Origin of the sequence: Mesorhizobium sp. M1295 (assembly GCF_040318135.1) — a bacterium.
In the GTDB taxonomy this organism is placed as follows: Bacteria; Pseudomonadota; Alphaproteobacteria; order Rhizobiales; family Rhizobiaceae; genus Mesorhizobium.
Map to the genome: position 1 here is coordinate 24,462 of NZ_JAMYLU010000016.1, position 19,590 is coordinate 44,051.

Annotated in this window: 17 protein-coding genes, 1 pseudogene and 1 riboswitch; of the genes and pseudogenes, 6 read left to right on the forward strand and 12 right to left on the reverse strand. The window is 63.2% G+C overall.

Annotated features, from left to right (window positions below):
- Nucleotides 1-27: 27 nt before the first annotated feature.
- From NKH29_RS21280 to dhaL, 5 genes and pseudogenes are all read left to right on the forward strand, one after another.
- Nucleotides 28-498: a nuclear transport factor 2 family protein gene (locus NKH29_RS21280; RefSeq protein ID WP_353000531.1), complete on the forward strand. Its 471-nt coding sequence runs from the start codon at nt 28-30 to the stop codon at nt 496-498.
- A gap of 98 nt (nt 499-596) precedes the next feature.
- Complete coding sequence (locus tag NKH29_RS21285) at nt 597-2,906, forward strand: xanthine dehydrogenase family protein molybdopterin-binding subunit (protein WP_352790993.1); 2,310 nt, start codon at nt 597-599, stop codon at nt 2,904-2,906.
- 126 nt (nt 2,907-3,032) lie between these two features.
- Nucleotides 3,033-3,179, forward strand: a riboswitch (FMN riboswitch).
- Nucleotides 3,180-3,255: 76 nt separating this feature from the next.
- Nucleotides 3,256-3,728, forward strand: a pseudogene (locus NKH29_RS21290) (6,7-dimethyl-8-ribityllumazine synthase).
- Between the two features lie 69 nt (nt 3,729-3,797).
- A complete protein-coding gene (locus tag NKH29_RS21295; RefSeq protein WP_352790995.1) occupies nt 3,798-4,805 on the forward strand; it encodes a dihydroxyacetone kinase subunit DhaK in 1,008 nt (335 codons plus the stop codon).
- 9 nt (nt 4,806-4,814) lie between these two features.
- Nucleotides 4,815-5,453, forward strand: a complete 639-nt coding sequence (dhaL, locus tag NKH29_RS21300; protein ID WP_352790997.1) for a dihydroxyacetone kinase subunit DhaL — start codon at nt 4,815-4,817, stop codon at nt 5,451-5,453.
- Here the strand turns inward: dhaL and derI are convergent.
- Genes derI through NKH29_RS21315 form a run of 3 tightly spaced genes read right to left on the reverse strand, consistent with a single transcriptional unit; the run spans nt 5,450 to nt 7,454 of the window.
- Nucleotides 5,450-5,893: a D-erythrulose-4-phosphate isomerase gene (gene derI / locus NKH29_RS21305; RefSeq protein WP_352790999.1), complete on the reverse strand. Its 444-nt coding sequence runs from the start codon at nt 5,891-5,893 to the stop codon at nt 5,450-5,452. The genes dhaL and derI overlap by 4 nt on opposite strands.
- 26 nt (nt 5,894-5,919) lie before the next feature.
- Nucleotides 5,920-6,678 carry a triose-phosphate isomerase gene (locus NKH29_RS21310; RefSeq protein WP_352791001.1) on the reverse strand — a complete coding sequence of 253 codons (759 nt, stop codon included), beginning with the start codon at nt 6,676-6,678 and terminating at the stop codon, nt 5,920-5,922.
- An 11-nt stretch (nt 6,679-6,689) separates the two neighbouring features.
- Nucleotides 6,690-7,454: a DeoR/GlpR family DNA-binding transcription regulator gene (locus tag NKH29_RS21315; protein WP_352482709.1), complete on the reverse strand. Its 765-nt coding sequence runs from the start codon at nt 7,452-7,454 to the stop codon at nt 6,690-6,692.
- Between the two features lie 262 nt (nt 7,455-7,716).
- Here NKH29_RS21315 and fba point away from each other — a divergent pair, with 262 nt between their 5' ends.
- Nucleotides 7,717-8,781 (forward strand): class II fructose-bisphosphate aldolase, encoded by a 1,065-nt coding sequence (fba, locus tag NKH29_RS21320; protein WP_352547511.1) that lies wholly within the window; start codon nt 7,717-7,719, stop codon nt 8,779-8,781.
- Nucleotides 8,782-8,827: 46 nt separating this feature from the next.
- Here fba and NKH29_RS21325 read toward each other — a convergent pair whose 3' ends face one another.
- The 9 genes from NKH29_RS21325 to NKH29_RS21365 form a co-directional block, all read right to left on the reverse strand.
- Nucleotides 8,828-9,766, reverse strand: a complete 939-nt coding sequence (locus tag NKH29_RS21325) for a sugar phosphate isomerase/epimerase family protein (RefSeq protein WP_023716731.1) — start codon at nt 9,764-9,766, stop codon at nt 8,828-8,830.
- Entirely contained in the window at nt 9,766-11,283 is a 1,518-nt protein-coding gene (locus NKH29_RS21330) for a glycerol-3-phosphate dehydrogenase (RefSeq protein WP_023716730.1), read from the reverse strand. Before NKH29_RS21330 ends, NKH29_RS21325 begins: the two co-directional genes overlap by 1 nt.
- 19 nt (nt 11,284-11,302) lie before the next feature.
- Complete coding sequence (locus NKH29_RS21335) at nt 11,303-12,343, reverse strand: 2-hydroxyacid dehydrogenase (protein WP_352791003.1); 1,041 nt, start codon at nt 12,341-12,343, stop codon at nt 11,303-11,305.
- 7 nt (nt 12,344-12,350) lie between these two features.
- Nucleotides 12,351-13,913, reverse strand: coding sequence for an FGGY-family carbohydrate kinase (locus tag NKH29_RS21340; protein ID WP_023716728.1), 1,563 nt, complete (start codon nt 13,911-13,913; stop codon nt 12,351-12,353).
- Nucleotides 13,913-15,037 (reverse strand): ABC transporter ATP-binding protein, encoded by a 1,125-nt coding sequence (locus tag NKH29_RS21345; RefSeq protein ID WP_023716727.1) that lies wholly within the window; start codon nt 15,035-15,037, stop codon nt 13,913-13,915. Before NKH29_RS21345 ends, NKH29_RS21340 begins: the two co-directional genes overlap by 1 nt.
- Nucleotides 15,034-16,152, reverse strand: coding sequence for an ABC transporter ATP-binding protein (locus tag NKH29_RS21350; RefSeq protein ID WP_023716726.1), 1,119 nt, complete (start codon nt 16,150-16,152; stop codon nt 15,034-15,036). Before NKH29_RS21350 ends, NKH29_RS21345 begins: the two co-directional genes overlap by 4 nt.
- 4 nt (nt 16,153-16,156) lie before the next feature.
- On the reverse strand, nt 16,157-17,014 hold the full coding sequence (locus NKH29_RS21355) for a carbohydrate ABC transporter permease (RefSeq protein ID WP_023676025.1): 858 nt from the start codon (nt 17,012-17,014) through the stop codon (nt 16,157-16,159).
- A gap of 9 nt (nt 17,015-17,023) precedes the next feature.
- Nucleotides 17,024-17,947: a carbohydrate ABC transporter permease gene (locus tag NKH29_RS21360; protein ID WP_023716724.1), complete on the reverse strand. Its 924-nt coding sequence runs from the start codon at nt 17,945-17,947 to the stop codon at nt 17,024-17,026.
- 153 nt (nt 17,948-18,100) lie between these two features.
- On the reverse strand, nt 18,101-19,546 hold the full coding sequence (locus NKH29_RS21365) for an ABC transporter substrate-binding protein (protein WP_023716723.1): 1,446 nt from the start codon (nt 19,544-19,546) through the stop codon (nt 18,101-18,103).
- Between the last annotated feature and the right edge of the window lie 44 nt (nt 19,547-19,590).

Genomic DNA, 19,590 nt, shown 5'->3' on the forward strand with positions numbered 1-19,590 from the left:
GATGCAGGCGACGAGCAGGAGATCGATATGAAACTCACGCGACGCGCCGTTGCCGCCGCGGGTGGCGGCCTTTTTGTTTCTGCCGCCGCAGCTTGGGGCGCCACATCCGACCCGGGAGCTCGTCACGTGCTCGAGGCCGCCGTCGACGCCTTCTTTGCCGGCTGGGCCTCCGGCGACTGGACGGCATTCCTTGATTGTTGCGATGAGACGTTGACCTTCCAATTCCCTGCCGGCGAGCAACGAGGCCGACACGGACCGCCAGAAGGCAAGCCGGCACTCGCAGCCTGGACCGCCGCGCATCAAGCGCAAGGAAACAGGATCACGAAATCGACCGTCGATCTCAAGCTCTTCGCCGCCGACTGGGTCATCGTCTGCGATCGCGGGAGCGGGACAATCAGCGGCGCGCCCTACCCTGGCCTGCATGCGATCTTCATGCGCGCCGGCCCGACAGGGAAGCTGGTCGAGTTTCGCGAGTATTTCGGCGAGATCGCCGCGTGAGCTCCGGCCGCTGCGCGACGAACATGAAGGTGCGAGGAAAGAGGCGTCGTCGCGGCCTCGATGCTTCCGAACTCCAAATGAAAATCTTTAGGTGACTTATGAACGAGACCATACCCGGACTGCCCGGCTCCGCCACCCATTCAAGAGTGAAACCGCGTCCCGGTGCTGGCATCATCGGGAGGCCGATCGACCGCATCGACGGTCCGCTCAAAGTGACGGGCGGCGCCACATACGCTTACGAGAATGAGCTGGATGGTACAGCCTATGGCTACATTCTCGGCGCCGCCGTCGCCAAGGGCCGCATCGCCGAGATCGACACGACCGAAGCCGAACGGGCGCCGGCAGTGCTGCTCGTCATGACGCACCGCAATGCGCCGGCCCAGCCGGATTTCGGCCCGGCGGTCACGCCGACGGTGCCGGAGGTCTTCACCCGCGCCCGGCCTGCGCTCAACAGCGATCGGGTGCGGTATTACGACGAGCCGGTCGCGCTGGTCGTTGCGGAGACATTCGAGGCGGCACGCGCTGCTGCGGGCCTCATCAGAGTACGCTACGACGAGGAGCCGGGCCTCTACGATCTACCGGGACATATCGCCGACTCCTACGCGCCAAAGCGGACCAATGCCGGCTTCGAGACCGACAGCGTGGTCGGCGACTTCGAGCGCGCCTTTGCGACGGCGCCGATCAAGATCGATGCCACTTACGGGACCCCCTTCGAACATCACAATCCGATGGAGCCGCATGCGACGCTCGCCGCCTGGTCAGGCAACGAGCTGACGATCCGTACATCGGCGCAGACCCTCGCGAACTTCCGGGCCGGGGTCGCCAGCACGCTTCGCATCCCGCTCGAGCGAGTGCGCATCGTGAGCCCTTTCACCGGCGGGGGCTTCGGCTCCAAGCTGATTGCCCATGCCGATACGATCCTGGCCGCACTTGCAGCGCAGGTCCTGCAGCGCCCCGTGAAGATCGCGCTGACGCGGCAACAGATGTTCGCCAATGCCGGTCATCGCGCAGAGATGGTCCAACAGGTACGTCTCGGCGCGGACACTGACGGGCGGCTCACCGGGATCGCGCACGATGTCTGGTCCGCAACGTCCAGCTTCGAGGAGTACTGCGAACAAACGGCAGTTTTTGCACGCTCGCTCTATGCGGCGCCGAACCGTCTCACCCGCCATCGCCTGGTTTCGCTGGACATCAACCGCGGCGAATGGATGCGCTCGCCCGGCGAAGCGCCCGGCATGCTGGCTTTCGAATGCGCCATGGATGAGCTCGCCGAGCGGGTCGGTCTGGACCCGATCGAACTCAGGATCCGCAACGAACCGGCACAGGATCCCGAACGCGGAGTGCCGTTCTCCACCCGCAATCTCGTCGCCTGCATTGAGGAAGGCGTCCGCCGTTTCGGTTGGAAGCGGAGAAACCCGACACCGGGCCGAACCGGGGAGGGCCGCAAGCTTATCGGCTACGGCATGGCGGCGGCGATCCGTCCGAACTACATCGGCGCGGCGACGGCGCGAGTTGCGATCGACCGGGACGGTCGGGTTACGGCGCGGCTCGACATGACCGATATTGGGACCGGCACCTATACGATCCTGACCCAGATTGCCGCCGAGAGCCTTGGCCTGCCGATCTCGTCTGTCAAGGTGGAGCTCGGCGACAGCCGTTTCCCGCGTACCGCCGGCTCCGGCGGGTCCTGGGGCGCAGCAAGCGCGGGTTCGGCCTTGTATAATGCGTGCAACGCCCTCAAGGAACGGATCTTGGAGGCGGCGCAGTCGAGCGAGGCCTCGCCGTTGCGCGGCGCGAACACCACCGAGGCAAGATTTGCCGACAGCGAAGTCAGGATCGGCCAGCGGTCGGCGAGCCTGGCCGATCTCATCCGAGGGATCGCTCCCGACGGGTTCGAGGCCGAAGGCTCCGTAGCCGCAGGCGCTACCACCCAGTCATACAAAACTTATTCGCAGCATTCGTACGGAGCGCATTTCGCCGAGGTCGCTGTCGATTGCGATACCGGTGAAATCCGCATGCGCCGGATGCTGGCAGTGATCGGCGCGGGCCGTATCCTCAACGCCAAGACCGCGCGTTCGCAAATCATCGGCGGCATGACCTGGGGGATTGGTGCAGCGCTGATGGAGCAGACGGTGCTCGACCCGCGCTACGGCCACTTCGTCAATCACGATCTTGCCGAGTATCATGTGCCGGTCAATGGCGACGTCCCCGCGATGGACGTGGTCTTCCTCGAGGAAGACGACGACAAGGCCAATCCGCTTGGCGCGAAGGGCCTCGGCGAGCTCGGCGTCTGCGGTGCGGGGGCTGCTGTCGCCAACGCCGTCTACAACGCGACCGGAGTGCGTGTGCGTGAATTTCCCATCACCTTGGACAAGGTGCTGCCTGCCTTGCCCGTGATCGCCATTTGATGCTGCAACTTATCAGCGCCTCCCTCGCCCTCAAGGGTGACCAAGTCGGACCGGATGGCTATTTCTGCGCCATCCGCGACGACGTCGGTGGTTGACAGCGTTATCCGGCCTTCCATACAACGCCGTCAATGTTCTCAGGGCGGGGTGAAAGTCCCCACCGGCGGTAAGGGTCTCGGCCCAAGCCCGCGAGCGCTTTCCGGTTAGCCGGAGGGGTCAGCAGATCCGGTGAGATTCCGGAGCCGACGGTCACAGTCCGGATGGAAGAGAACGAATGGAAGACGGTCCGCTTTCGCGGTTCGGACTCCGTATCGTGCGTCCTGATTCTGGTTCGAAACGGAAGGATGGACCCATGAATCAGCATTCCCAGAACGACTATGAAACGATCCGCGTTGCCGTCATTGGGCGCGCTGGCACGCCGATATCGTCGACCAATGCGTTGAAGCATTCGAGGCGGAACTGGCGGTTGCCGGGGAGAAACGCTTTGCCGTCGATGTCTTCGATGTGCCGGGCGCCTATGAGATTCCCCTGCATGCAAAAACGCTTGCCGAGACCGGCCGCTATGCCGCTATCCTCGGCGCCGCGTTCGTCGTCAATGGCGGCATCTACCGGCATGAGTTCGTGGCGAGCGCGGTCATCGACGGCATGATGAACGTGCAATTGTCAACTGGCGTGCCGGTGCTGTCGGCGGTGCTGACGCCGCACAACTACCATGACAGCGCTGACCATCACCGCTTCTTTTTCGAGCATTTCAGGGTCAAGGGCAAAGAGGCGGCCAGCGCCTGCGTGCAACTGCTGGCGGCACGCGAACGCATCGCGGCGTGAAATCTCCGTCGCCGGGTGGAAATCCCGGTAAGGCGCTGTAGTATCTCACGAAAACCAGGGAGGATGCCGGTGCAGACCAAGAAGATCATCAATGACGGCAACCGCTCCGTCGACGAGATGCTGGAGGGCATTCTGGCCGCGCATCCGCGCCATCTCAGACGTGCGGACGGCAGCCCCCGCTCCATCATCGCCCGCGACGGGCCACGCCCCGGCAAGGTCGGCCTCGTCATCGGTGGTGGCTCGGGCCACGAGCCGACCTTCCTCGGCTTCGTCGGCAAGGGGCTTGCCGACGCGGCCGCGATCGGCAACGTTTTTGCCTCGCCGCCGCCGGACCCGATTCTTGAATGCGCCAAGGCGGCCAGCGGCGGTGCTGGCGTGCTATTCATGTACGGCAACTATGCCGGCGACGTGATGAATTTCGACATGGCCGCCGAAATGGCGGCAATGGACAACATCGAAGTGCGCACCGTTCTGACCACCGACGATGTCGCCTCGGCGCCGCGCGACCAGAGACAGAAGCGGCGCGGCGTCGCCGGCAATTTCTTCATCTTCAAGGCTGTCGGTGCCGCATGCGACCGGATGCTGTCATTCGATGAATGCGAGCGTATCGCCAGGAAGGCCAACGATCAGACGTTCACTATGGGCGTGGCGCTTTCGCCCTGTTCGCTGCCGCAGACCCGCTGGCCGAATTTCGAGATCGGACCGGACGAGATGGAGATCGGCATGGGCATCCATGGCGAGCCGGGCACCGCGCGTGGAAAACTAAAGACGGCCGACGAGATCACCGACGAGATGCTGGACAAGATCCTAGACGAGATGGCGCCGACGCGCGGCGACAAGGTCGCCGTGCTGGTCAATTCGCTCGGTTCGACGCCGCTGATGGAGCTCTACATCATGAACCGGCGGGTCAAGCAGAGGCTCGACGACATCGGCGTTTCCGTCCACGCGACCTGGGTCGGCAATTATTGCACGTCGCTCGAAATGGCCGGCGCCTCAGTGACGCTGATGCATCTCGACGGCGAATTGCAGGAGATGCTCGACCACCCTTGCGACTGCGCCATGTTCCGCGCCGGCTGAGAGGGCATCATGACCTCGATCGACTCAGCCGGCTTGAAAAGAATGTTCGATGCGATCGCCGTGGCGATCGATGCCGACAAGGACCGGCTCTGCCGGCTCGACGGCGTCATCGGCGATGCCGACCATGGCATTGCGATGGCGCTCGGCTTTGGCGCTGTGCGCGACGCGCTGGCGCAACTCGACCTCGCGGCGACCGGACCGACGGCGCTGCTCAACACCGCAGCAAAGTCGTTCCTCAACGCCGTCGGCGCCTCGTCAGGCCCGCTCTATGCGACCGCCTTCATGCGCGCTGCCGCCGCTGTCAAAGGCAGGGCAATTCTGGAGGATGCTGACGTCATCGCCATGCTCCGGGCGATGGCGCAAGGCATCCAGGATCGCGGCAAGGCCGAGCTCGGCGAAAAGACCATGGTCGACGCATGGCTGCCGGCAGCGCAGGCAGCGGGCGCCGCGCAGGAAGCCGGCAAGACCCTGTTGGAGAGCTTGGAAACTGCACTCGCCGCGGCCGAACGGGGCGCCGAGGCGACCAAGGATATGATCGCCGCGAAGGGCCGCTCCTCGCGGCTCGGCGAACGATCGCTCGGGCATATGGATCCCGGCGCCGCGTCGGCCGTGACGATCATCAATGCGATACGGGACAGTCTGGCTTAACGGACCTTCGCTGCATCGAGCCTGTCGATCGCCTGGACATTGCCGGCCGACGGTCCCATCTCATCGAATTCCGAGGCAAGCCATGCATCGACGATCGACTTGGCCAATTCCGGGCCGATGACGCGCGCGCCCATGGTGATGATCTGGGCGTTGTTGGATTTTGCAGCGCGCTCGGCCGAATAGGTGTCGTGGGTGAGTGCGGCGCGAATGCCCGGAACCTTGTTGGCGGAAATGGATACGCCGATGCCGGTGCCGCAAAACAGGATGCCGCGATCGTTCTCGCCGTCCAGGATGGTCTGGGCGAGCTTCTGCGACAGGTCGGCGTAGTAGCCCGTCTGGCTGAGATCGCTGACCGTGAGGCCGGGCTTGGTGGCGAGGTGAGCGGCGATGACATCGAGCAGCGGTTTGCCGGCGCTGTCGGCTCCAATGGCTATTTTCATGTTCGGTTTCCTTCCTGTTCGATGGTTCAGATCGCCGCTGAGGCGCGTTTGAGGATGTCTATATAGCCGTCCGCCTGCCAGGCGGAACGGCCGATGAACAAGCCGTCTATATGAGACTGTCCGATCAGTTCGGCGGCATTTTGCGGATTGACGCTGCCGCCATAAAGCACCGGCGGCACGGCCAGCAGCAGGTCGCGCGCGATTTCCTTGATCAGCGCCTGCTGTCTGCCGGCATAGTCCGAGCTTGCCGGCACGCCCTTGTCGCCGATCGCCCAGACCGGCTCATAGGCAAACAGGATCGTCGCCGCCCTGGCCGCGCCTTCGAGAAACTGCAGCGCGCCGTGCACCTGCAAGGCCAGCACCGTATCCGCCTGCCCGCTGTCGCGTTGAGCCAAAGTCTCGCCGACGCAGATCAGTGGCACGAGACCGTGCTTCACCGCCGCTGCGGTCTTCAGCCCGACAGCCTTGTCGGTCTCGCCGAAATGCTCGCGCCGTTCGCTGTGGCCCAACTCTACCATATCAAGTTCGCAGTCTTTCAGCATTACCGGCGAGATCTCGCCGGTCCAGGCGCCGGCGTCAGCCCAATGCATGTTCTGCGCGCCGACCTTGATGCGCGTCGGCGACAGCGCTTTCTTGACCTCGCGGACCGCCGTGAAGGGTGGGATGACGAAGGGCTGGATGCGCTCGTCGAAACCGGGGACGAACTCGGCCAATGCCCTCGTGAAAGCCATCGCCTCGGCGAGCGTCTTGTTCATTTTCCAGCTGGTGCCGACCCAGTAAACCATGCGTGCTCCTCCTACTCTGCGACCACTGTCAGCGACACGCCGTCACCATCCAGCGCCGCACGCATCTGCGGCTGCGGCTCGCGGCCGGTGAAGACGGTATCGAAAGCCTTGAGATCGGTCAGGAAATGCAAGGCTGTGCGGCCGAACTTGCCGTGATCGACCAGCAGATATTTGCGCGCCGCAGCGGCCATCATCAGCCGTTTGGTCTGGACCACTTCCTGATCCTGGTGAAAGGCGGAAGCGCCGTGGATAGCCGATGACGACAGGAAGGCGACATCGGCGCGCAATGATTTCAGTGTATCTTCGGCGAGCAGGCCGAAGAAGCCGTGAAACTTCTTGCTGTACTGGCCGCCGAGCGCAATCAGGTTGATGCCGGCAACGCCCGCCAAATCCTGGATGACAGCCAGATTGTTCGAGATCACCGTCAGCGGACGCAGATCGACGAGATGCCGAGCAACGCCGCCCGCGGTCGAGCCGTCGTCGATGATCACCGTCTGACCCGGTTCGATCATCGTCACGGCAGCGGCGGCGATGCGCTTTTTCTCGTCGCCGGCCAGTCTCTGGCGGTAGCGGAAATCGCTCTCGAAAAGGCTGCTCGGCTGAATCGAGGCGCCGCCGCGTACCTTGCGCAGGAAGCCGCCCTCCTCGAGCTCGTCGAGGTCGCGGTGGACGGTCATCTTGGAGACGCCGAAGCGCGAGGCAAGATCGTCGACACTGGCGGTGCCGGTGTCCATCAGAAAATCCATGATGCCTTGCCGACGGCCGTCGCTCTTCATTTCCGCGGCTTCCTCGTGCAATCCGAACCACGTTCCGAGATATAACAGGAAACGTCGCATAGCCACCAGTATTTTTGTGATAATGTTATATCTGCCTGGGATATCATGACGTTTCTGACGGCGTGCCGTAACAAGAATTGCTGTCGGCCGGGCGTCCAGCGGTTGCGGTGCAGCGGAAATCCGGCCAGAAGCTTTAGCGGGCTCGACAATAGCCGAACAGCCCGCAAACACTGGCTCGAAACCGGATACGGGAGACTACTGAGTGGCTCGCATCACACTGAGACAATTGCTCGATCATGCCGCCGAATACGGTTATGGCGTGCCTGCCTTCAACATGAACAATATGGAACAGGGCCTCGCCATCATGGAGGCAGCCGAGGAGACCAAATCGCCGGTCATCCTGCAGGCGAGCCGCGGCGCGCGGGCCTACGCCAACGATGTCGTGCTGGCCAAGCTGATCGACGCGCTGGTCGAAATCCATCCTGATATCCCGGTCTGCATGCATCTCGACCATGGCAACAACGAAGCGACCTGCGTTACCGCAATCCAGTACGGCTTCACCTCGGTGATGATGGACGGATCGCTGAAGGAAGACGGCAAGACGCCGGCCGACTACGCCTATAATTCCGGTATCACCCGCCGCGTCGTCGATATGGCGCATTGGGGCGGCGTGTCGGTGGAGGGCGAGATCGGCGTTCTCGGATCGCTAGAGATGGGCGGCGGCGAACAGGAGGACGGCCATGGCGTCGAGGGCGTCATCAGCCACGATCAGCTGCTGACCGACCCGGTTCAGGCCGAACAGTTCGTGCGCGACACCCGTGTCGATGCGCTGGCCGTCGCCATGGGCACCAGCCACGGCGCCTACAAGTTCAGCCGCAAGCCGGACGGCGCGGTGCTTGCCATGAACGTCATCGAGGAAATCCACCGCCGCTTGCCGAACATGCACCTCGTCATGCACGGCTCGTCCTCGGTGCCGGAGGAGCTGCAGGAGATCATCAACAAATATGGCGGCCAGATGAAGCCGACATGGGGGGTGCCGGTCGAGGAAATCCAGCGCGGCATCAAGCATGGCGTGCGCAAGATCAATATCGATACCGACAACCGCATGGCGCTGACCGGCGCGATCCGCAAGGTGCTGACCGAGAACCCGAGCGAATTCGATCCGCGCAAATATCTGACGCCGGCGATGGCCGCCATGCGGAAGCTGTGCAAGGAGCGTTTCGAGCAGTTCGGCACTGCCGGCAACGCACCGAGGATCAAGCCGCTGCCGGTCTCGGAAATGGCCAAGCGCTACAAGTCGGGCAGTCTCGATCCGAAATTCGGCTGACATATTCCGGTTCTGAGCAGGAGCCGCGTCGGCACCTGCTCATCCATCATGCTTTCGGCAAAAGACCGGCCCTGCCGGCCTCGATGAAGGGCGCCCAATAGTCGACCGATTCGCGGATCATGGCGACGACCTGGTGGTCGACGGGCTCGCGTTCGCGGAACGACAATTCGAGGCAGATCTCATTGTCGACGCCGCCGCCACGGCGAACAGTGTCCAGCAGCTTTTCCGGCGTGATGCGGCCGTCCTTGTTGTAGGCGGCAATGAACGGCCAATGGCCACCCTTGTTCATTGAGGATTGCTTGACGTGGATGATCGGCGATTCCTTTGGAAAGGCTTCGGCCCAGGCATAGGGGTCGATGTCGTCCGGATTGCTCGACGTCACGTCGCCATGGTCGATATCGACCATCATCTTGAGCGGGATCGCCATGCCGGCCGCATCGATCTCGCTCTGCAGCGTCCGGCAGCTTTCGATCGTATGGCCGAACTCGCGGCCGACCGACATCGGCTCCCAGAACAGGTAGGTCAAGCCGGCCGCTTTGGCGTGCTCGGCGACCGCGCGCCAGCATTCCAGCGCGATCTCGAAAAGCCGCGCGCGACGCTCGGGATCGTCATAGTCACGATGAGTGAAGATCGCGAATTGCGTGCCCATGCCGCGGGCGCCGAGCTCGGCCGAAATTTCGGCAAAGGTCTTGAACCAGTCGACATAATAGCGCCGCACGTCGGCATCGGGATGGCCGAAATGATTGAGCCGGCCGTAGGGGCCGGTCATCGCGGAGGTCACACGCACGCCGGTGCGGTTGAGAGCGGAGCGGAACAGGCGGATGAATTTGGCGATCGTCGCCGCCGGCCAACCGGGATTGACGAATTCATGCGTGAGCTGCACGTCGCGGATGCCGATGTCGTAGGCGATCGCATCGATCAGATCGTCCGGTTCGGCGAAACGATTGACCAGCGGGTTGGTGTTGAGGGACAGCGTAAAGGCCATCAGCCTGCCTTCGCCAGCCGGCTCGAGCACCAGTCTTCGAAGGCGGTTCTTTCTGCGGCGGACAGATGCAGTCCGTGTTTGGTGCGCCGTTCGAGAATATCGGCGGCCGTCTCGGCCCATTCATGCTCGAACAGGTAATTGGCTTCGCGCTCGAACAAATCCTTGCCGAAGCGCCGCCCCAGTTCAGCGAGCGAACCGGCCGCGCCGACCAGATCACGCGTCCTTGTGCCGTAGAGCCGGCCATAATGCTTGACCAGCGAGGCCGGCATCCAGGGATATTCGTGGCCGAGGTCACCGAGGAACTGCTCGAAATCGGCATTGGCGATATCGCCGCCTGGCAGATGTCCTTTCGAGGTCCACGGCTTGCCCATCTTCGGGAAGAACGGGGCGATGCGGTCGAGCGCGTGCTCGGCCAGCTTGCGGAAGGTGGTGATCTTGCCACCGAAGACGGAAAGCAGCGGCGCCTGTCCCGCCGCCACGTCGAGCTCGAAAATATAGTCGCGGGTGACCGCGCTCGGATTGTCGGCATTGTCGTCATAAAGCGGCCTGACGCCGGAAAACGAGTAGACGACGTCGCTGCGCGCAAGCTGGCGCTTGAAGTAGCGGTTGACCACCTTAATCAGGTAGTCGACCTCGCTGGCGTCGGCGGTCACGTCTTCCGGCCGCCCGTCATAAGGAATGTCGGTGGTGCCGATCAGCGCCAGATCGTTCTGGTAGGGATTGATGAAGATCACGCGCTTGTCGCTGTTCTGGACGAGATAGGCTTGCCGGCCTTCCCAGAATTTCGGCACGACGATGTGGCTGCCCTTGACCAGGCGCACGTTGCGCCTGGAATTCTGGCCAGCGACGCGATTGATGATGTCATTGACCCAGGGGCCGGCGGCGTTGACCAGCGCCCGTGCCCGAACCGTGGTCCTGACGCCGGTTCGACCGTCGCGCATCTCCACCGACCACAGGCCGTTTTCGCGGCGGGCGGCGGTGCAGGCAGTGCGGGTGAATATCCTGGTCCCACGCTCCGCGGCGTCGAGCGCGTTGATGACGACCAGGCGGGCGTCGTCGACCCAGCAGTCGGAATATTCGAAGCCGCGTTTGAAGCTGTCCTTGATCGGCGCGCCCTCGGGTGCGGTGCGCAGGTCAAGCGTGCGAGTGGCCGGCAGCCGCTTGCGGCCGCCAAGATGGTCGTAGAGGAACAGGCCGAGCCGGACCAGCCAGGCCGGCCGATCATCCGGGCTGTGCGGCAGCACGAAGCGCATCGGCCAGATGATGTGCGGTGCGGATTCCAGCAGTACCTCGCGCTCGATCAGCGCCTCGCGCACCAGGCGGAACTCGTAATATTCGAGATAGCGCAAACCGCCATGGACGAGCTTTCCTGATCTAGAACTGGTGCCTTCGGCGAGATCGTCTTTTTCGCAAAGAATGACCGACAGCCCCCGGCCTGCTGCATCGCGCGCAATGCCGGCGCCATTGACGCCGCCGCCAATGACGAAGAGATCGACGATTTCGCTGTCACCGCTCATCTCGCTCTATGCCCTGTCGTCAGCATGGATTGGCCGGCGGCAGGCCGGCGATGAAGCGGCGCACTTCCTCGGCCGCCTGCTCGGCAGCATAAGTCACCGTGCGTACCGACGCGCCGGCGATATGCGGCGTCAGCGTCACATTCGGCAGCTGCAGCAGCGGCCAGTCGGCCGGCACCGGCTCGACGGCGAACGTCTCCAGCATGGCACTGCCGATCTGCCCCGAGACGAGCCCCTCGTAGAGCGCATCGTAGTCGACCAGCGGTCCGCGCGCGGTATTGACGAAGATCACGCCGGGCTTCATCCGGGCAATGGCGTCCTTGCCGATCAGGCCGCGCGTCTCCTCGGTGACCCGGGAATGCAGCGTGACCACATCGGAGCGCGACAGGAGATCGTCCAGCGCAACCAGCTCGACGCCGGCATTGCGGTCCTCGACGCTCAATTGCACATAGGGATCGGAGACCAGGATGCGGCAGCCGAATGCGCGCAGCAGCCGAACCAGCCTGGTGCCGATATTGCCATAGCCGATGACGCCAACGGTCATTTCGTTGAGCTCGCGGCCGGTGCGGTCGGCGCGGTAGAGATCGCCGCGCCACTCGCCCTTGCGCAAGGCTTCGTGGCCGACGCGGATCAGCCGCGTCTCGGCGAGAATGGCGCCGATGGTGAACTCGGCCACCGCGCTGGCGTTGCGGCCGGGCACATTGACCACGGTGATGCCATGGGCGTTGGCGGCAGCCATGTCGATGTTGATCGGCCCGCCGCGCGACACCGCAACCAGCCTGAGCGCCGGCAAGCGCTGCATCATGGTTTCGGAAAGCGGCGCAAGCTGGGTGACGAAGATTTCGGCATCGCCGATAAAATCGACCACCTCGTCCGGATCACCGAAATATTCCTTGACCTTGTCGAGGCCGAGCGCCGCATTGCCGAATTCCATCGGCTCGTCGGGCCATGCGGTCTCAATGGTGCGGATGTCGAGATTATCGCCGCAGGCCGCTTCGATTTTCTCGCGAAACACTTCCGGAAGCATGAAGCGGTCGCCGATGATCGCAATTTTGTTGGGCATGCTCTTCTCAATTCACGTCAGTTTGTCTGGATGCGGCCAGCGAACGCCAGACCGGCCGCAGCGCCTCATGCGCCAATGTGTAGGACGGAACAATCGCCTCGTAGGCAGCGGCAAGTTTTCGGTCGCTAGGTTCGGCCGCACGGAGCAAAGGCGTGACCCATTCACTGACGCAATCGTCCATTGATGCGTACTGGCCGACGCAGACCGCAGCAATCATCGCAGCGCCCGCAGCACCGGCCTCCTCGCGCTCGCTGGTGCGAATGTCGGCGCCGACCGCAGCACCCAGGATCTTGCGCAGAGCCGGGCTCCTGGCCGCTCCACCAGTCAGGCGGATTTCCTCGGGCAGCGGCCCCATGGCGGCGTAGCAATCGCGTGCCGCGAAAGCCAGCCCTTCGAACACCGCACGAACCATGTCGGCATAGCCGTGCCTGGACGAAATGCCGACGAAACCGGCCCTGGCATTGGCATCGACGAACGGGCCGCGCTCGCCCGCCTCGGAGACATAGGGCTGGTAGAGCAGCGAGCCTGGCTCGGACGACGATATCCACTGGTCGACCAGCGCGATCATCTCGCCATTGGTCCGCGTGATACCTTGCGAGGCGAGAATGCCGGAGGCGAGGCCGAGGACCCAGTCGATGTTGAGCGTTGCCGCCATGTTCGACTGCATCTGCGCAAAGACGCCCGGTGCCGGCATGGTCATCGTGTAGCCGGTTGCAGCTTCGTTGAGCAGAACCTCGTCCGGCGTCTCGGCAAGCCGCATATGCATTCCGGTGGAGCCGATTATCGAGCATCCCGGCTTGCGCTCGCGATCGAACAGGCCGGCGCCGAGCGCCGTGCAGGCGACATCGACATAGGCCAGAACGACCGGCGTGCCGGCAAGCAGGCCGGTCGCATCGGCTGCTGTCGCCGACAGTGCGGTGCTTTGCCTGGTGCCATCGACGATGGGCGGCAGCAGATGCCTGAGATCGGTGACGCCGAGCACCTCAAGAACATCGTCGCAATAGCTGCGCGTGCGGAAGTCGCCGAAGGTGAAGGTGCCTTCGGACGGGTCGGTGGCGCGTTGGCCGGTCAACTTGAAATAAAGCCAGTCCTTGCAGTGGAACGCCGTCGCTGCATTGGCAAGCATCGCGGGCATGTGGCGCTTCATGAAGACGAATTGCGACCCCTGCTGGCAGGCAGCGAGCCCGCTGCCGGTCTTTTCGAAGCGCAGCCGGTCTTCGGGCCGCGCGCGGATCTCCTCGACGACGGCGGCAGCGCGCGCGTCGAGCCACAGCCAGCCCTTGGCCACCGGCTCGCCATCCTTGTCGATCAGCCAGGTGCCGTCGCCCTGCCCGGTCACGGCGATGGCAATGGTCCGGCTGGCGAGATCCGGCACCTTGTCGGCCAGTTGGCGCAAGGTCGTCGCGGTATCGGCCCAGGTGCGGACTAGGTCCTGCTCGGCGCCGCCACCCGGCAGTGTCTCGTATCTGTTCGGCAGCGCGGCTGCCGCGATCTGCCTGCCCGCCGTGTCGAAGGCGACGGATTTGATAACAGACGTGCCGGCGTCGATGCCGATCAGCACATCCCGCATCAGGCAAGCTCCGTGCCGTGCGAAATGGCGTCGCCGCTCGCCTGATCGAAGACGTGCAGGTTTTTTGGATCGATGCTGACCTTGATAGGCGCCCCGAGTTCCAGGCGAGTCCGGTCATGTTCGACCAGAACCAGCGAGCCGCCGGCGAAGTCGGCGGCGATATGGGTCTGGTCGCCGAGCCATTGATTGGCCGAAACCGTGGCCGGCACACCGTCCTTGGAGCGGCGGACGGCATAGGGCCTGACACCGATGACGACGCGTTGCCGGTTGAGCAATTCATCGCGAACTGGGCCGCTGAACGCGTCCTTGTCGTAGTCGAGCGAAAGCCCGTCGGGCAGCTTGAGACTGATCTTGTCGGCAGCCGTGCCGACATAGGCCTCGAAGACATTCATCGGCGGCTCGCCGACGAAGGTGCCGGTGAACAGGTTTGCCGGCCGTTCCTTGAGCCTGTCAGGCGTATCGAACTGCTGCAGCACGCCGCCCTCCATGACGGCGATGCGATCGGCCAGCGCATTGGCCTCGGTCTGGTCGTGCGTGACCAGGATCGCGGTCAGGCCACGCTCCTTGATGAAATGCTTGATGCGGCCGCGCAGCACGGCGCGAAGCTGCGGCTCGAGCTGGCCCATCGGCTCGTCCAGCAGATGCAGGTCGGCCTCGCGGATCAGCGCCCGGCCGAGGCTGGCGCGCTGCTGCTGGCCACCGGAGATCGAGCTCGGATAGCGCTCGAGAATGTCCTCGATCTCGAGCAGCTTGGCGATGTTGGCAACCTTTGCATCGACCGCACTCTTCGCCAGCCTGGCCGCCTTGAGGGCGAAGGCCATGTTCTCGCGCACGGTCAGGGGCGGATAGAGCGAATAGCCCTCGAAGGCCATTGCGACGTTGCGCCTGACCGGCGGCAACGTGTGCACCTTGCGGCCGGCAACCGCGATGGTGCCACGCGAGACCTCTTCGAAGCCTGCGATCATACGCAATGTCGAGGTCTTGCCGCAACCGGACGAGCCGAGCAGCGCCACGATCTCGCCCTTGGCGATTTCCATCGTCAGGTTCTTGACCGCATGCACACCGCGGTCGATCGGACCGTAGAACTTGTCGACGCCTGAGAGGGTGATTGCGCTTGGGCTCATGCCGCTTCTCCACTGCGCAAATTGACGACGTTTTTCGAGCCAATGCGCTCGCCGCTCGCGCGATCGAACAGCAGGGCGCTTTTGCTGTCGACGGCTATATGCGCCCTGCCCTCGGATTGGCCAGGTGTCCCGGACGGACGCGAGACCAAGATTTCACGGCCGCGCACGGTTCGCGCCAGGGTGACGATCTTCTCGTTGAGCGGCGTCTCAGCCTCGACCGTCACCGGGATGGCGCCGGGCGTGCCTTCATCAACAAACGCCAGAGCCTCCGGCCGCAGGCCGATCACGCAATCACGGCCGACCGCCGCCTCATGCGCGCCGGCGAGATGGACCTGGACGTTGGACAGGCCGACATAGATGCCCTTGGCGTCCCGCGACGGCTTGACGTCCAGAAGGTTGATGGTCGGGTCGCCGAACAGCCGGGCAATCTCGACATTGGCCGGCTCGCGATAGATCTGCTCGGGCGTGCCGAGCTGTTTGACGACGCCTTGCGACATCACCGCGATGCGGTCGCCGAGCGCCATCGCTTCCTTGTAGTCTTGGGTGACGTAGATGACGGTCGCGCCACGATCGGCGAGCAGCCTTGGCAGCTCGAGGCGCATTTCGAAGCGCAATTTGGCATCGACGTTGCGCAAGGGATCATCGAGCAGCAGCAGCGGCGGCGAGCCGACCAACGCGCGGGCAAGCGCGGTGCGTTGCTTCTGGCCGTTGGACAGCGCCCGCGGCTTGTGGCTGAGCACATGGCCGATTTTCAACAGCTTAGCGACGCTCTCGACGCCGGTCTTTATCGTGCCCTGCGATGAGTGCTTCGCCTGCAGAGGCGTGGCTATGTTGTCGAACGCCGTCATATGCGGGAACAGCGCGAAGTTCTGGAATGCCATGCCGACGCCGCGGAACTCGGCGTCGAGATCGGTCATGTCCTCGCCGCCGATGAGGATCTTTCCCTCGTCGGGGTCGATGACCCCGGCCACCAGCCGCAACAGCACCGTCTTGCCGGCGCCGGACGGTCCGAACAGGACCAGCGTTTCGCCGTCGGCGACGGTCAGCGACAGATTGTCGAGAACGGTCTGGCTTTTATAGCGCTTGACGATGTTTCGCAGTTCGAGGCTTGCCATCGGACTATCCTTTCACCGCGCCAAGCGACAGGCCTTCGACCAGATAGCGTTGCGCATAGAGAGCGAGCGCCAGGGTCGGCGTGATCGACAGCACGATCGCCGCCGAAATCTGGCCATACTGGATGCCGGAGGACGTGATGAAGGCGAGCGCGCCGACCGTCACCGGCTGCTTGTCGGCCGAGGCGAGCACCAGCGCAAAAACGAAATTGTTCCAGGCAAAGATAAAGGCGAGCAGGCCGGCAGCGGCAATGCCTGGGCCGGCGAGCGGCAGCGCGATCTTGCGGAAGGTAGCAAACCAGGAATGTCCGGCAATGCGGTAGGCGTATTCGATGTCGGCCGGTATATCCTCGAAATAGCCGCGCACGATCCACAGGATCAGCGGCAGGCAGATCAGCTGGTAGACCCAGATCAGCCCGATATAGGTATTGGCCAGCCCGAGCTTCTGGAAATAGAGGGTGAGCGGCAAAAGCACCAGCAGCGCCGGCGCGAAACGGAACGACAGCAGCGTGAAGGCAATGTCCTCCGAGCCGCGAAACTTATGCCGCGCAAACGCATAGGCGGCCGGCACGCCGAGCAGCAACGCGACGGCAACCGAGGTGACCGACAGGAAGACGGAATTCCAGAGATTACGCATGAAGGCGATGTCGAGCGTGCCGGCCGCCGTCATCAGCTTGCCGGTGATCAAGGCGGTGTAGTTGGCGAGCGTCGGCTCGAAGACAAGCTGTGGCGGAATCCGCAGGATTGTCTCGTTGGTCTGGAATGACATCATCAGGATCCAGACGATCGGGAACATGAAGAAGATCACGACCAGCGCCAGGGCTATGCCGCGCAGGATGCGTTCGAGAAGGGAGGTATGTTCCATGCCAGCCTCCTATGCCTGGCCGCGGGCGCGTTCGCGCAGCCGCAGCCAGTTCTTGATGAAGATGTTCGAGAGGAAATAGGTGATCGCCCACAGGATGATCATCAGCGCCGCCGAGCGGCCGACATTGGTCGACTGGAAGAAGTTGAGATAGGCCTCGACCTGGAACACGGTCAGCGTGTCGCCCGGACCACCCTGGGTCATGGCGTAGATGATGTCGAACTGCTGGATGGAATCGAGCAGGCGGAACAATGTCGCCGTCAGGATATAGGGGGTTAGCATCGGCAGGGTGATGCGGAAGAACACGAAGCTGCGCGGCACGCCGTCAAGTGCTGCCGCCTCGAAGGGCTGCGTCGGCAGGCTGCGCAGACCGGCAAGCAGCAGGATCATGATGAAGGGCGTGTAGACCCAGATGTCGACAAGCACGACGGTGAGCAGTGCCGTCGAGGGCGACGAGGCCCAGCGGAAATCCTGCAGCCCGATCAGGCTGGCGAGATAGCTGAGCACGCCAAAGCCGGGATTGGTCATCAGCTTCCACATCAGCGCGGCGAGCGCTGGCGCCGTCATCAGCGGCATCAACAGCATGATCGAGATGAAGTTGTTCAGCGTCGAGCGCTTTTGCAGCAGCATGGCGATGCCGAGACCGAGAAGCAACTCGAGCACGACGGTGATGCCGGCGTAGAGCAGCGACACCTGCAGCGTGTTCCAGAACTTCGGGTCGGTGAAGAACGAGATATAGTTGTCGCCCCAGTTGAATTGCCGCGCCCAAGGCTGGCTCAATCGGTAGCGCTGGAAAGAATAGACCACCGATGTGAAGAACGGGATCAGGATGCCGATGCAGACCAGCAAGGCCGGCAAGCTAAGGAGATAGGGCAGCACCCGCTTGCTGATCCTGAAGCCCGACGGCCTGTTTCTTTGTATTGTCGCCGCAGTCATCTGCTGCTCCGTCATTCTGTTGCTTCGCCGTCCCGGCCGCCCAAGGGAGCAAGGCGGCCGGTCGGGCGAGCAGGCGGTACCGCTCGGCACCGCGTCGCAAACGTATCACATCTCAAAGGCTGACCCGCGGACGGGCCAGCCTTGGCCGCGGCTTTAGCCGAGCCCGGCTTCCTTGAGCTGGCTGTTGATGCTCTCGGCCAACTTGTCGAGGCCTTCGTCGACCGGCACTTCCTTGGCCACCATCTTCTGCAGCGTCGCCGCCCATTCGGTGGTGAGATCGAAGAACAGCGGCTGCGGTGTGAACTTGATGCTGGCGCCCGGCGCCGAGACGTCGAACATCTCGACGTAGCCCGGATAGCTCTTGTTCAGCTTCTCGCGGAACATCTCGTCGTTCCAGACCGACTGACGAACCGGATTGACGAAGTCCATCTTGGTCGCACCGAACAATGCATGCTCGGGTCCGGATGCCCATTGCATGAAGTACCAAGTGGCGTCCTTGTCCTTCGAGAAGTTGGACATCGACAGCGACCAGATCCAGATATTGGGCGTCGGCGCCTTGGCGGCCGGGTTGGCCTTGAACGCCGAAAAGGCGAGCTTGCCGGCCATCTTGTTGTCGCCGCCATTCATGAAATAGCCGAGGATATCGGCGTCGAAAATCATCGCCGACGCACCTGCACCGAGATCGGTGCCGACCTGATACCAGGTGTAGGTCGACCAGTCCTTGGGGCCGCTCTCCTGGATCATCTGCACCCACTGCTTGTGGAAAGCCTTGGATTCGGCGGTGCTCATCGCGGCCGACAGCTTGCCGTCAGCCGAGACGTTCAGGTCCTTCTGGTCGAAATTAGCGTAAGCCGACAGGAAGCCCGGGTGGATCGTTGCCCAGGAGCGCGAGCCGCGCACGCCGATGCCGTAGACGCCGCCACCAACATCCTTGGTAAGCTTCGCCGCCGTAGCGACCATTTCATCCATATTGCCGGGAACGCTGACGCCGACCTTGTCGAACATGCCCTTGTTGTAGGTGATGTTGTTCTGCTCGAAGCCCCACGGAATGCACCATTGCTTGGCGTCTTCCGAACCGAGCGCGCCGCCCGGCTGGCCGTTCCAGGCGCAAGAATTCTTGACGCCGGGCAGGAAGTCGTCCCAGGCATATTTCGGGTTGGTCTTGGCCGGATCCTTGATCCATTCGTTGAGATCGGTGATCCAGCCGGCCGGGCCGTAGGTCCAGGTCATGTAGGCGCCGGTCATGAAGGCATCGTATTCGGGCGAGCTGGCCGACAGCGCGGCGGTAACCTTGTCGAAATAGACGTCTTCGGGGAACACGTCATAGACGACTTCCATGCCGGTCAGCTTCTTGAAGTTGTCGAGGTTGGCAATCATCGCATCGGCGTACGGATGCTTGTTGAGCAGCAGCTTGATGGTCTTGCCCTTATGCGCCTGCCAGTCGAAATCAGCTGCCAGGGCGCGGGTCTGCCCGAAATTGAGCAGTGTACCGGCGGTGCTGGCGGCAAGGCCCATTGCACCGAGGCCCTTGATCAGCCCACGGCGGCCGACTTGTCCACGCAGGAACGCGTCGATGAGGTCTTTCTCTTTCTCATGCATTTCTCTTCTCCTCCACAGGGTAGTTTCAACGAAATGGTTGCCGG